Raw genomic sequence first — 13171 nt, forward strand, 5'->3', positions numbered from 1 at the left:
AGAGGACAATAGGGGCTTATTCTCGTTTATTAGTGATTTTTTTCAAGCTTATTTGTCAATAAAGGCATTTTTTTATTGATTTTTTCATGACACCGGTGTCACAATAAGGGCGTTTTATCATTTTGTTGTCAAAACGTATTAGCTACCTTTATTATTAAAGGTAGCATTTTTTTACAGTGATAGCTGCTTTGAGGTGATAGCTCAAAGTAAATAAGTATCAATGATACCCCATTAAAATAATAAGTACTCATTACTTAAACAAAAGAGATAATACTATGGGTTTACACTCTAGCACACACTTTGATCCTATTCTGGTTGCCGATATTGGCGGCACAAATGCGCGTTTTGCGTTGATCACCGGGTTCGACGAATCAAGTAATCAATTTACCATTGAGCATAATCATACTTTTCCAAGTGCTAATTACGGGTCGCTCGAAAGTGCTACCGAGTATTACTTATCAACAGTGTCTCATCTTACCCCTAAACGTGCATGTCTTGCGGTCGCAGGTCCTATTAATGCGGGGCAAGTTCATTTAACTAATTTAGGCTGGCACTTTAGCGTTAATGACTTTAAACATCATTTTGATCTTGCTCAATTAAGCGTAATTAATGATTTTGCTGCATTTGCCTACGCAGCACCGTATTTAGACCCTTCACAAAATGTCACCGTTAAACCTGGTCAAGCCGATGAGTCTGCCAATATAGGTGTAATGGGGCCAGGCACCGGTTTTGGTGCGGCTTGTTTAGTTAGAACAGCCCATTCATGCGCAGTGATGAGCTCTGAAGGCGGGCATATTTCGTTAGCAGCCGTTAATCAACTTGACGCTCAACTTATTCAAGAACTTAAAAAAGATCACCCTCATGTATCGGTAGAAACGGTATTTTCGGGCCCGGGCATTGCTCATTTGTATAAAGCCATGGCTGCGGTTAAAGGGGTGGCTGCAAAAAACTTAGATGCCGCACAAATTAGCAGCTTAGCCAATAGCGGTGAATGCGAAGTGTGTGATGCAACGCTTAATCAATTTTGTGACTGGATTGGCAGTGTTGCAGGCGATTTAGCGCTGGCCTACGGCGCCTTAGGCGGGCTTTATATTGGCGGGGGGATATTACCACGCATGCAGGCTCGTTTACTTGGAAGTCGCTTTGTTGAGCGCTTTTCGCAAAAAGGTATTATGTCGCAGTATACAGGCCAAATTCCGGTGACGTTAGTAACACAAGATAACATCCCTTTGATTGGGGCTGCTGCATGTTTGCATACGAGCCAACAGGTTTAATCGTTTCGCATAGGTTTGGAAATAAATAGATGAAAAAAGTCACCATAAACAGCGTTGCCAGTTATGCAGGTGTATCTAAAAAAACCGTATCGCGAGTACTCAATAATGAGCCTAATGTCAGTGCTGCAACACGCGAAAAAGTGTTAGCCGTATTTAAAGAGCTAGATTACACCCCAAACCCAATTGCACGCGGCCTTGCACAAAATCGTAGTTTTATTATTGGCTGCATTTACGATAACCCTAGTAAAAGTTATATCACCCGTGTGCAAACAGGCGCACTGGCTGCCTGCCAAGAGAACAACTATAACTTGCTTATTCATCCTTGTGAGCTCAGGGGCGATGCACTCATTAACAATATTGAGCAGTTATTGCAGTCATCACGCCTTGACGGTTTAGTATTAACCCCGCCATTTTGTGATTTTGGCGAGTTGGTAGATTTTTTAAAGTCGAAAAAAATCCCTTATGCTCGAGTCGCTTCTGCGATTTTAGATGATGATTCTATTTCTGTGACCAGCAATGACGAGCAGGGTGCGTTTGAAATTACCGAGCATTTGATAAACCTAGGACATACGTCTATCGCGTTTATTAAAGGTCACCCAGATCACAGTGCCACTGAGCAGCGTTTTAAAGGTTACAGGCGCGCGTTAACAACTCATGGCATTGAATTTAACGAACGCTTAGTTGAAGAGGGTAACTTTAGTTACCATTCAGGGGTAGACAGTGCGCGTAGTATTTTAGATTTATCGCCACGTCCTACCGCTGTATTTGCATCAAACGACTACATGGCAGCGGCAGTGCTCAAATTAGCCACGCAGCGTAATTTACGTGTACCTGATGATATTTCTATCGCTGGGTTTGATAATGCACCAATAGCGCGCCACATTTGGCCTGGGCTGACCACCATAGCACAACCTGTAGAAGAAATGACAAAACAAGCCGTTACGCAATTGATCACCCATATTATTGAGCCGCAAGAGTCGCCATATAAAGTGATTTTAGAAGCAAAATTAATCACGCGAGAGTCAACTGCAGCCGTAAAATAAAACCCTTTTTTCACAGTAGCCCGAGTATGAGTGACGCTTACTCGGGCTTTTTTTTGTCTGTACTTTTAATTTTCATTATTTGCTTGCTGGTATTTCACTAAAAATTCACGTTTATTTATTGTACATGTTAAAAAAATTGGCTATTTTTATGACTCAGGGTTGACACCGGTGTCAATGTCATGCGTTAATACCCTGACACCGGTGTCAGGGTTGTTGTGAGAGGCTCCCTGGTAGCGTACCTTTGAACGGGTAAGTCAAAGATGCTCAGTACAGTTATTTTCGTGGAGTCTATAATTGTTACTGAGCCTTTATCCTCTAACGAATAGAGATGAGTAAAATTATGTTGCACCCTCGAATTCAAGAAGTCACAGAACGCGTTATTGAGCGCAGTAAACAAACCCGTCAAGCCTATTTAGATCGTATTTCGCACGCAAAAAAACAAACAAGAGTTCGTGCTGGATTAGGCTGTGGCAATATTGCTCATGTAATGGCTGCGTGTAGCAGCGATGACAAAGCGCGTTTAAAAGCAGATGAGGTGCCAAACCTTGCAATTATCAATTCATATAACGACATGCTATCTGCGCATGTACCATATAAAGATTATCCCGATTTAATTAAAAGCATTGCCACTAAATTTGACGCCACCGCCCAAGTTGCTGGCGGTGTACCTGCGATGTGTGATGGTGTTACGCAAGGGCGTGACGGTATGGAACTATCGCTTTTCTCACGTGATGTAATTGCTATGTCTACTGCGGTTTCGTTATCGCATGATGTGTTTGATGGTGTGTTTTGCTTAGGTGTGTGTGACAAAATTGTCCCAGGCTTATTAATTGGTGCCTTGTCATTTGGCCACTTACCTGTGTATTTTTTACCGGCAGGGCCTATGCAGTCAGGTATTCCAAACAAAGACAAAGCACGCATTCGTCAAAAATTTGCGCAAGGCTTAGTATCTCGTGAAGAGCTACTAGAAGCTGAAAGCGCTTCTTACCACAGTGCGGGTACCTGTACGTTTTATGGTACAGCTAATTCAAATCAAATGTTGATGGAAATAATGGGCTTACACTTACCAGGTAGCTCGTTTATAAACCCATACACAGAACTGCGTGATGGCTTAACCGGTAATGCGGTTGAAACCATGCTTAAGCAGCTTACTGAAAACAAAGATGGCCCGTGTTTAGCGGATGTGATCAGCGAAAAAACCATTATTAACGGCTTAGTTGGCTTGTTATCAACAGGTGGCTCAACCAATCATGCAATCCATATTGTGGCGATTGCTAAAGCGGCCGGTATTCAAGTTACATGGAAAGACATGTCTGATTTATCAGCGGTTGTTCCATTACTGACGCGTATTTACCCAAATGGCTCAGCAGATGTTAATCACTTTCAAGCAGCCGGCGGAATGGGCTTCTTAATGCGTGAATTAGCAGGTGCTGGTTACCTTCATACAGACGTAACCACTATTTTAGGCGAAGGCCTTGCACCTTACATGTGTGAGCCACTACTCGATAAAGACGACAACCTAATTATGAGTGATGCGAACGGCCCAAGCAAAGTTAAGTGGGTAGCGTGTCCAGAAAACTCACATGATGAAGAAGTACTTCGCCCAGTAAGTAACCCATTTAGTAAGCAAGGTGGTTTACAGCTACTAACGGGTAACTTAGGTAAAGCGGTTATTAAAGTCTCTGCGGTTGCAGAATCTCATCAAGTGGTGTCGGCACCGGCTAAAGTATTTAGCTCACAAGGTGAGTTACAAGATGCCTACAGCCGTGGCGAACTTAACCAAGATTTTATTGCTGTACTTAAAGAGCAAGGGCCAAAAGCCAAAGGCATGCCTGAGCTTCATAAGCTCACACCGGTAATGGCAACATTACAAGATCAGGGCTACAAAGTGGCCATTGTTACCGACGGTCGTATGTCGGGCGCATCAGGCAAAGTGCCTGCGGCAATCCATTTAGCACCTGAAGCGGTTGAAGGTGGCATTATTGCTAAAATTCATGAAGGCGATATTGTTACTTTAGATGCGCCAAATGGTATTTTAAAACTGCATGTTAGCGATGAAGAGCTTGCACAGCGTGAGCTACAAATTAGCCAAGCAAGCCAAACGTTTGGTACAGGTCGTGAATTATTTACTGGATTTAGAAACATAGTAAGCAGTGCCGATTTAGGTGCAAGTGCTTTTGGACTTGAATAATAATTAGCCATATTGGGTAATGAGGAACAAGTAATGAGTATTGAAAAAATCTTAGCATCGGCACCGGTAGTGCCAGTGGTGGTAATCGAAAAATTAGAAGATGCAGCACCCCTTGCAAGAGCGTTATATAACGGTGGCTTAAAAGCACTTGAAATTACACTGCGTACACCCATTGCAGCTGAGGCTGTAAAACTAATGAAAGCAGAAGTGCCCGAAGCTTATGTTGGTACAGGTACTGTGGTTGATAAAGCAAGCTTTAACGCATCAGTTGAAGCGGGCGCTGACTTTATGGTAAGCCCTGGTGTTAGCGATGAGTTATTAGCGCTGGCAAAAGAATCGACTATTCCTTTTTTACCCGGTGCAGCAACCCCAAGTGAAGTGATGAACTTAGCTGCTCATGGTTTTAACTTTTTAAAGTTTTTTCCTGCAGAGGCTGCAGGCGGTGCTGCTATGCTTAAGTCTATTGGCGGCCCATTACCTGATATTACTTTTTGTCCAACCGGTGGCATTAGTTTAGCAACCGCACCTGATTACTTAGCACTTAACAATGTTATTTGTGTAGGTGGTACGTGGATGTTAGATAAACAACTGATTGAAAATAAAGACTGGCAAGCTATTGAAACGCTTGCTCGCCAAGCATGTGAAGTTAATAGGAGTCAAAAATGATTAATGTAGCAATTAATGGCTACGGCCGAATTGGTCGTAATGTATTGCGTGCACTGTATGAATCAGCGCAAAATAATGAAATTAAAATTGTGGCTATTAACGATTTAGCACCCGCTAATGTAAATGCTCATCTGACTCAGTTTGACTCAGTGCATGGTCGTTTTTCACAGCAAGTAACGCTTAAAGACAACACCATGTTAATTGGCGATGATGTGATCACCTTAACGCAAGAACGCGACCCTGCTAACTTACCGTGGAAAGCGTTAAACGTTGATATCGTACTTGAATGTACAGGGTTATTCACGTCACGCGAAGCGGCTAATAAGCATATTGAAGCCGGTGCTAAAAAAGTAGTGGTATCGGCACCTGGTACAGATATGGATGCAACGGTAGTTTATGGTGTAAACAGCGATGTAATTAATGCCGATAGCAATATCATCTCAAACGCGTCGTGTACAACTAACTGTTTAGCGCCAGTAGCCAAAGCAATAAACGATACGGTAGGGATTGAACAAGGTAGCATGACTACCATTCATGCTTATACCAACGATCAAAATTTATCTGACGTATACCACCCAGATTTATACCGCGCGCGTAGTGCGACTCAATCTATGATCCCAACTAAAACGGGCGCTGCAAAAGCGGTTGGTTTAGTACTGCCTGAGCTGGCAGGTAAATTAGATGGCATGGCGGTACGTGTACCTACAATTAATGTGTCGTTAGTTGATTTAACGTTTATTGCTAAACGTGACACAACTATTGAAGAAATTAACCAAGTGGTTAAAGCAGCCTCAGAAGGGCCAATGAAAGGTATTTTAGAGTACAACGAGCTGCCGCTTGTTTCTATCGACTTTAACCATAACCCAGCCTCATCTATTTTTGATGCAACGCAAACACGTGCTGATGGTAAATTAGTTAAAGTAATGGCGTGGTACGACAACGAATGGGGTTTCTCAAACCGCATGTTAGATCAAGTTAAAGCGCTGGGTGCCTATTTATAAATTTTCCGTGTAGTTAATTTAGCTTTATCCAGCCAAGCCACGCATTGCGTGGCTTTTTTGTATTTTATAAATTATTAGAGCTTATGAATATAGGGTAAGTTCATAAACAAGCCGCCAAATATTCAAACGAAGGGCGCTGTGCAATATTTTCACTCATGCATTGCTGCGCAATATGTTGTAAGTGCATTACTTCAGCACTTTGCTCTTGGCAAGTTGTGAGTAGATCTTCGATTAAACATCCCAAAGCGCGTACTTCTATTAGCTGCATTTGTTGGCGTTGATAGTCACTGAGCAGAGCAATATTAGTGGCTGCACCAAAATCTCCAAATAGTACACGTGCGTGCGGGTCAACCATGATATTGTGCGCATAAATGTCACCATGGCTTATGGTGTGCTGGTGCAAGTGGGCCACAGTGCTAACCATTTGCTGCGCTATGGCATAAATTACTTGGGTAGAGTAGTGGCAATCGCTTTCAAATGTATCTCGAGTACAGGTATCAAGGCTCGGCGGTAAACCAAGATTTGTAAAGCTTGTATCAATTAACTCCATCACTAAACCAAGCTGTTGCTGTTGTTCAATGTAAGCCAGTACTTTAATTAAGTTTGGATGCTCAAGCGCTTGCAAGCAGCAATTAACTTCATCCAGCGGATAACCATCGCTTGTAATAGTCCCTTTAAATAACTTAACAGCAACCGGCTCTTTATTCGTTGAATAAGCAAGATGGATAATCCCTGATGCGCCTTGGCCTATTACTTTACTGAGCGAGTAGTCACTCAGTGGTTTATTGGCTAAATTTGATTGGGTAAGGCACTGTGATTTATTAAAGCAATTACCTGCAAATGCAAGCCAAGTCAGCTTTGGTAGTTCAAATAGCCAATTATCAATATGAGTTAACTGATTTGCAGAGAGCCTAATTAATTCTAGGTTATGGCAGTTTGCCATGCTTATTGGTAGCTCACTGAGCTGATTACCTGCCAATGCCAGCTTTTTAAGCGCAGTGTATTGGCCAAATGTTGCAGGCAGCTTAGCTATTTTATTATCTGTAAGAATAAGCCATTCAATCGCTTTAGGTAGGCAGTGATCTGCAAATTCAGTGATGTGATTACCTTTAAATGCAACCATAATCAAAGCAGGGCACTTAGCAAGTATTTTAGGTATATGTTTAAACTGATTAAACGATAAAAACAGTCGTTTTAATTTTGTTAAGCAGGCAAATTCATCAGGTAACTCAGATAAGTTATTATTAGATAAATCCAAGACTTCGAGGGTATCCGCGAGGGCAAAAACTTCCTCAGGAAAATGGTTTAACGCTTCAACTAATTGTAGCTGTGTTGCACCAAGTAATTGGCCGCTGCGAAGTTGTGAAAGGGTATTCAAAATTAATAATCCATTTTAAAATCAACAAAAAGGCCAACTAAGTTGGCCTTTAAACACGATTAATCTTTAACGCTTAAAATTGTGCGTTGTGGTACACGTTTTGTACGTCGTCACAATCTTCAAGCATGGCTAAAAAGCGTTCCATCACTTCTACATCTTCGCCTTCAATAGGGGCTTCCACTTGGGGTACAAAGGCAATTAAGTCTTCGTCAAATTCTGTAACACCCATTTCTTCAAGTGCGGTACGGGTTGTGTTGTATTCAGTGTGCGGAGCAAAGACGGTCACTTTACCGTTTTCTACTTCTACATCGGTTACATCAACGTCAGCCATCATTAGTGCTTCAAGTACGGATTCATCGTCGTCACCGTCAAATACAAAAATTGCTAGGTGATCAAATAAGTGTGATACCGAGTTTTGTGCGCCAATTTTAGCGTTTGCTTTGGTAAAACATACACGTACGTCGGCAAAAGTACGTTTGTTGTTGTCGGTTAAACAGTCAACAATAATCATGCAATTACCTGGACCATAACCTTCGTAACGCGTGGCTGCATAGTCTTCACCACCCCCGCCTTTCGCTTTATCAATAGCGCGTTCAATTACGTGAGCCGGTACTTGGTCTTTTTTAGCGCGCTCAATTAAACGACGCAGTGCTAGGTTACCGTCAGGATCAACACCGCCATTTTTAGCGCAAATATAAATTTCTTTACCGTATTTTGAATAAACTTTAGTTTTAGCACCCGCAGTTTTAGCCATTGAATCTTTTTTGTTTTGGTAAGCTCTTCCCATCTGCGTTTCGCCTTAATATGTATAAATAATTGAAAAAATTTGCAAGCCCATATTCTAAAGGTAAATGCGGGACAGAGCTAGTAAGTATTGTTAGTAGCCAAAAATAAAACAACCCGCCGAAGCGGGTTGTTTAATACCTTACAATCAATGAAGGGTTGTCAGAGTATTACCAAATACGAACGCGTTCGTCTTCTGGTAAATACAACTCATCACCTGGTTTTACATCAAATGCTTTGTACCAAGCGTCATGGTTACGAGGAGCTTGTGCTCTAAAGCGACCTGGCGCGTGCGTACCGCCACGTAATTGGTTTAACATGCTTTGCTCAGTACGTTTTTCTTTCCATACTTGTGCCCATGCTAAGAAGAAACGTTGATCGCCGGTTACACCATCAATCACAGGGGCTTCCTTACCATTTAGGCTGAGTTTGTAGGCATGATAAGCCATGGCTAAACCACCTACATCACCAATATTTTCACCTAAGCTATTACGGCCATTTACAAAGTTACCAGGAATGGGCTCGTATTTGCTGTACTGAGCCGCCAATTTGTCAGCTTTTGCATCAAAAGCCGCACGGTCTTCGTCAGTCCACCAGTTACGTTGTATGCCGTTAGCATCTGATTTTGAGCCTTGATCATCAAAGCCATGGCCCATTTCGTGGCCAATTACGGCGCCAATACCACCGTAGTTTACCGCCGGATCGGCATTTGGATCAAAAAATGGCGGTTGTAATATAGCGGCAGGGAATACAATTTCATTAAATGAGCTATTGTAATACGCATTTACTCGTTGTGGTGTCATACCCCAACGATTACGGTCGGTCTTTTTCAGCTCTTTTTCTACGCTATCGGCTTGGAAAAACTCACGCATATTTTTTACATTAGCCATTAAATCATTTTTGCTAATACTTAAGCCTTCGTACGATTGCCATTCGTCTGGGTAACCAATTTTTGGCACAAACGCCGCTAGTTTTGCGCGCGCATTGACTTTTGTTTCTTCGCCCATCCAATCTAGGTTATCAATACGCTCGCCAAGCGCTGTGCGTAAGTTTTCAACCAGCTCAGACATTTGTTGTTTCGATGATTCAGGGAAATAACGATCTACATAAATTTTACCAATCGCAAAACCGAGTGAGCTAGTGCCTGACATTTGGCTGATCGCACGTTTCCAGCGAGGGCGTGGCTCTTGCTGACCGTTTAACTCTTTACCAAAAAAGGCAAAACTGGTGTTAAATATGTCTTCTGACAACAGCCCAGCATTACCATTAATGGCATGGTAGGTTAGGTAGTCTTTCCATACGTTTAAATCTTCGTTGTTGATTAAATCAATCATGGCCTTTACAGGTTCAGGCTGCGACACATTTAGCTGCGGTACTTTGTAACCTGTTTGCGCAAAGTATAAATCCCAATTAAATCCAGGGTACTGGGTACTTAACTCGTCGCGTTTTATTTGGTTTAGTGTTATGTCACGATTACGGCGTTTTTCACGTGGCCAATGACCTTCTGCAATTTTTGTCTCTAGCGCTAAAATTGCTTGTGCACGTTCAGTGGTATTTTCAACACCGGCAAATTTAAGCATGTCGGCAATATGTGCAACATATGCTTCACGGGTTTTTACAAAACGTTCTGCATCTTCAAGATAGTAAGAACGATCAGGTAAGCCTAAACCACCAGCACCTAACGACATTTCGTATTTATTAGGATCTAAGCGGTTAAACCACATACCACCACCAAGAGGGGCGCTAACACCTGTGAGCCATGAATTACCAAAGATTTTTGCTAAGTCATCAGTTGAGTCGACAGCATTAATATCGTTAAGCAATGGCTTAATGGGAGTCACACCGAGCTTATTAAGCGTGTCGGTATCCATATACGAATTATAAAAGTCAGCAACTAGTTGCTCTTCTGCATTTAAATTTTCACGCGCTGCAATGTCTTCAATAATTTCTTTTACGCGGTCTTCACTGCGTTCAGCTAACGCAGAAAACGCACCGTAGCGTGTTTTATCTGCTGGCATTTCGTAGTTGTCGTACCATGTGCCGCTGGCATACATAAAAAAGTCATCGCCTGGTTTTACCGCTTCATTACGCGCGCTTAAATCAACACCAAATGTGCCTAATTCTGCTTTAGTCGTTACATGTGGCTTTTCAGCTGTTGCTACTTGTTCAGTTTTTGTTGTTTGTGGCTCTGAACAGCCGGTAATAAATGTAGCGGCGAGTGCCGCTGCAATTAAACTTTTTTTCATTACTTTCCCCTATGAATTCACGTTATTTAATTCGTTATATTTTTGTTATAAAAATAGCCATTTGATTGTATTGATAACTTCACTGCAAATAAACCTTTTGAGGTGAATAACCGTACCGGTCGATAAGATGAATAAAATACTATCAAAATAGCAAAAAAACACTCAACTACTTCAATCGTTCTTGAGCGGCTTAATTTATTGCGCCTTTGACTGCTTTTGCTGTAATGCCCACATACGAGCATATTCACCGTTTTGATCTAGTAGTTCTTGGTGTTTGCCTTGTTCAATAATTTCACCAGCTTTTAAAACAATAATTGAGTCTGCATCGGTTATGGTCGAAAGTCGGTGTGCAATAACAATACTGGTGTGATCATTTGCCACTTCACGCATCGCTTTTAAAATAGCTTGCTCTGCATGAGAGTCGAGCGCCGAGGTTGCCTCATCAAAGATTAAGATGGGTGATTGCTTTAAAATAGCACGGGCAATGGCAATCCGTTGTTTTTCACCCCCTGAGACTTTTAACCCACGCTCACCCACGAGGGTTTTATCGCCTTTGTCTAAGCTATTTATAAAGTCGGTTAAGTGCGCCATGTTAATTGCTTTATTTATTTCATCTTCAGTTGCTGAGGGTCTGCCATAGGCAATATTCTCACGGATGGTGCTATTAAACAGCACAGTATCTTGGGGGACTATCGCAATGGCTTTACGCAAGCTTGCAAGGGTAACTGTATTGATTGCTTGTTTATCTATGCTAATAGTCCCAGATGACAGCTCATAAAAGCGATACAGTAATCGGGCTAATGAGCTTTTTCCTGCACCACTTGCACCTACAATCGCGACTTTTGAGCCGGCAGCAACATTAAAGCTAATGCTTTTTAAAATAGACCTTTTACTGTCGTAGTGAAAGCTTACTTTATCAAAGCTAATTTCACCTTGTTTAATGACCAATTCTTTGGCCTCATGAGCATCCGCCACTTTAGGTTGTGTATTAAGCAGGCCGAGCATGTTTTCAAGGTCGGTGAGGGCACGGCGTATTTCGCGATACACAAACCCTAAAAAGTTGAGCGGTAAAAAGAGTTGAATCATATACGCATTGATCATCACCAGTTCACCAATCGTTAACTCGCCCGTGACCACCTCACTTGCGCCAAGCCACATTAATGCGGTTATTGCACAGGCAATTATGAGTGCTTGCCCTGAATTTAGCGCCAGTAACGAGAGTCTGTTTTTTAATCGTGCTTGTTCCCAGGTTGCTAAAAACGTATCGTAAGTTTTAGCTTCATACTCTTCGTTATTAAAGTATTTAACGGTTTCGTAATTTAATAAGCTGTCGATGGCGCGGGTGTTACTTTGGTTGTCGGCGGCATTTGACTCGCGAATAAAGCGGTTTCGCCATTGGGTAACTGTCACGGTAAAAAAGATATAAATAGCCACAGCAAGTAGGGTGATCAACGCAAACCAAATAGAAAACAAGGTGCCAAAAATAATCGCCACGGTAATTATTTCAAACAACGTGGGCACAATATTAAACATTAAAAAGCGCATTAAAAAGCTCAAACCACTGGTGCCGCGCTCTATGTCTCGACTTATACCGCCAGTTTGCCTGTCTAAATGAAAGGCTAAATCTAACGAATGCAAATGTTTAAATACTTTAAGGCCAATATCACGCATGGCATGCTCGGTGACTCGAGAAAATACAGCATCGCGTACTTCACCTAAAAACACGCTGGCAAATCGCAGTGCGCCGTACATAACGAGTAATAAGGTTGGGACGAGCAGTAGCGGGTTAATTGATTTATCAACCGCATCAATTATTTCTTTTAAAGCCCATGGCATAAGCAATGTCGCGCCTTTGGCACCTACTAATGCCAATATAGCAATGAGCACACGGCCTTTAAACTTAGTTATGTAGGGCCACAACGTATGAATGCTTTGTTTTAAATTCATAGCATCGGGGCGTTTTACTGAACTTTGTCTGGAGCGCATCGAGGATCTCAGTATTTGTTTTTATATAAATGAAATAGCTTAATGTTGGCTATTGTATTTTAATTAGCTGCCCTTATATACTAGCTATCCTTTATTTTAGTTTTAAATGACAGATGTTTAAATTTCGCGTTTTTTTAGCTACATGCTTGTTTTTTGCCGCACTATTTAGTGTGCAAAGCCATGCTATGGGCGTAAAACACGAATTAAACAGTAACCAAAGCAGTTATAGCCATGTTGGTAATGTCGAAAATTTAACTAACGCTCCCACACCTATAAAATCGCTAGGTAATTTACAGCATAAAAACTCAAAGCATTCTGAGTTTGCTGCGCATCAACCTAGGCTAACAGCCAATAACTCATTTTTATTTTTACACAGTGCGCAGGGCGATCCTGAATACGATGTAGTGCATGAGTTTTTTGCCCTAAATGGGTGTAGGCATATTTTTTTGCGACCGCAAGCAGTCACCATAAGTCAGCCTTGGTATACCTGGGTATTTAAAAGTAAAAAGTCGCGCTTGAGCGGCTGGAAAGATGCGAATCTGTTATACACCGCTGTAACCACCTACCACGCTTAAAGTTCCTTAATTATCGTAAATTGGTTTT

The 13171-nt window shown here is 41.8% G+C and carries 10 protein-coding genes; 6 read left to right on the plus strand and 4 right to left on the minus strand.

Features of this window, described 5'->3' with window-relative positions; all coding sequences use genetic code 11:
• Window positions 1-275: 275 nt before the first annotated feature.
• From glk to gap, 5 genes are all read left to right on the plus strand, one after another.
• A complete protein-coding gene (gene glk, locus KG708_RS03225) occupies window positions 276-1274 on the plus strand; it encodes a glucokinase (protein ID WP_213608087.1) in 999 nt (332 codons plus the stop codon).
• Window positions 1275-1303: 29 nt separating this feature from the next.
• The gene (locus KG708_RS03230; RefSeq protein WP_213608088.1) at window positions 1304-2317 is read left to right on the plus strand and encodes a LacI family DNA-binding transcriptional regulator; all 1014 of its coding nucleotides are present in this window, start codon (window positions 1304-1306) and stop codon (window positions 2315-2317) included.
• Between the two features lie 340 nt (window positions 2318-2657).
• The gene (edd, locus tag KG708_RS03235) at window positions 2658-4508 is read left to right on the plus strand and encodes a phosphogluconate dehydratase (RefSeq protein WP_213608089.1); all 1851 of its coding nucleotides are present in this window, start codon (window positions 2658-2660) and stop codon (window positions 4506-4508) included.
• Between the two features lie 33 nt (window positions 4509-4541).
• On the plus strand, window positions 4542-5174 hold the full coding sequence (gene eda / locus KG708_RS03240; protein ID WP_213608090.1) for a bifunctional 4-hydroxy-2-oxoglutarate aldolase/2-dehydro-3-deoxy-phosphogluconate aldolase: 633 nt from the start codon (window positions 4542-4544) through the stop codon (window positions 5172-5174).
• On the plus strand, window positions 5171-6175 hold the full coding sequence (gene gap, locus KG708_RS03245; protein ID WP_213608091.1) for a type I glyceraldehyde-3-phosphate dehydrogenase: 1005 nt from the start codon (window positions 5171-5173) through the stop codon (window positions 6173-6175). The genes eda and gap overlap by 4 nt, the downstream gene beginning before the upstream one ends.
• A gap of 100 nt (window positions 6176-6275) precedes the next feature.
• Here the strand turns inward: gap and KG708_RS03250 are convergent, their stop codons facing one another.
• The 4 genes from KG708_RS03250 to KG708_RS03265 all read right to left on the minus strand — a co-directional run bounded on the left by KG708_RS03250 (window position 6276) and on the right by KG708_RS03265 (window position 12568).
• The gene (locus KG708_RS03250) at window positions 6276-7553 is read right to left on the minus strand and encodes a protein kinase (protein ID WP_213608092.1); all 1278 of its coding nucleotides are present in this window, start codon (window positions 7551-7553) and stop codon (window positions 6276-6278) included.
• A gap of 73 nt (window positions 7554-7626) precedes the next feature.
• Complete coding sequence (locus tag KG708_RS03255) at window positions 7627-8340, minus strand: YebC/PmpR family DNA-binding transcriptional regulator (protein WP_213608093.1); 714 nt, start codon at window positions 8338-8340, stop codon at window positions 7627-7629.
• A gap of 166 nt (window positions 8341-8506) precedes the next feature.
• The gene (locus tag KG708_RS03260; protein ID WP_213608094.1) at window positions 8507-10582 is read right to left on the minus strand and encodes a M13 family metallopeptidase; all 2076 of its coding nucleotides are present in this window, start codon (window positions 10580-10582) and stop codon (window positions 8507-8509) included.
• 195 nt (window positions 10583-10777) lie between these two features.
• The gene (locus KG708_RS03265) at window positions 10778-12568 is read right to left on the minus strand and encodes an ABC transporter ATP-binding protein/permease (protein WP_213608095.1); all 1791 of its coding nucleotides are present in this window, start codon (window positions 12566-12568) and stop codon (window positions 10778-10780) included.
• A gap of 113 nt (window positions 12569-12681) precedes the next feature.
• On the opposite strand from KG708_RS03265, the gene KG708_RS03270 reads away from it, so the two are divergent.
• Complete coding sequence (locus KG708_RS03270; RefSeq protein ID WP_213608096.1) at window positions 12682-13143, plus strand: hypothetical protein; 462 nt, start codon at window positions 12682-12684, stop codon at window positions 13141-13143.
• Window positions 13144-13171: the final 28 nt, after the last annotated feature.

It is taken from the genome of Pseudoalteromonas sp. (genome assembly GCF_018402495.1).
GTDB lineage: Bacteria > Pseudomonadota > Gammaproteobacteria > Enterobacterales > Alteromonadaceae > Pseudoalteromonas.

Coding starts and splice junctions, on each gene's coding strand:
- glk (WP_213608087.1), top strand. CDS start 276: ATGGGTTTACACTCTAGCACACACTTTGATCCTATTCTGGTTGCCGAT.
- KG708_RS03230 (WP_213608088.1), top strand. CDS start 1,304: ATGAAAAAAGTCACCATAAACAGCGTTGCCAGTTATGCAGGTGTATCT.
- edd (WP_213608089.1), top strand. CDS start 2,658: ATGTTGCACCCTCGAATTCAAGAAGTCACAGAACGCGTTATTGAGCGC.
- eda (WP_213608090.1), top strand. CDS start 4,542: ATGAGTATTGAAAAAATCTTAGCATCGGCACCGGTAGTGCCAGTGGTG.
- gap (WP_213608091.1), top strand. CDS start 5,171: ATGATTAATGTAGCAATTAATGGCTACGGCCGAATTGGTCGTAATGTA.
- KG708_RS03255 (WP_213608093.1), bottom strand. CDS start 8,340: ATGGGAAGAGCTTACCAAAACAAAAAAGATTCAATGGCTAAAACTGCG.
- KG708_RS03260 (WP_213608094.1), bottom strand. CDS start 10,582: ATGAAAAAAAGTTTAATTGCAGCGGCACTCGCCGCTACATTTATTACC.
- KG708_RS03265 (WP_213608095.1), bottom strand. CDS start 12,568: ATGCGCTCCAGACAAAGTTCAGTAAAACGCCCCGATGCTATGAATTTA.
- KG708_RS03270 (WP_213608096.1), top strand. CDS start 12,682: ATGTTTAAATTTCGCGTTTTTTTAGCTACATGCTTGTTTTTTGCCGCA.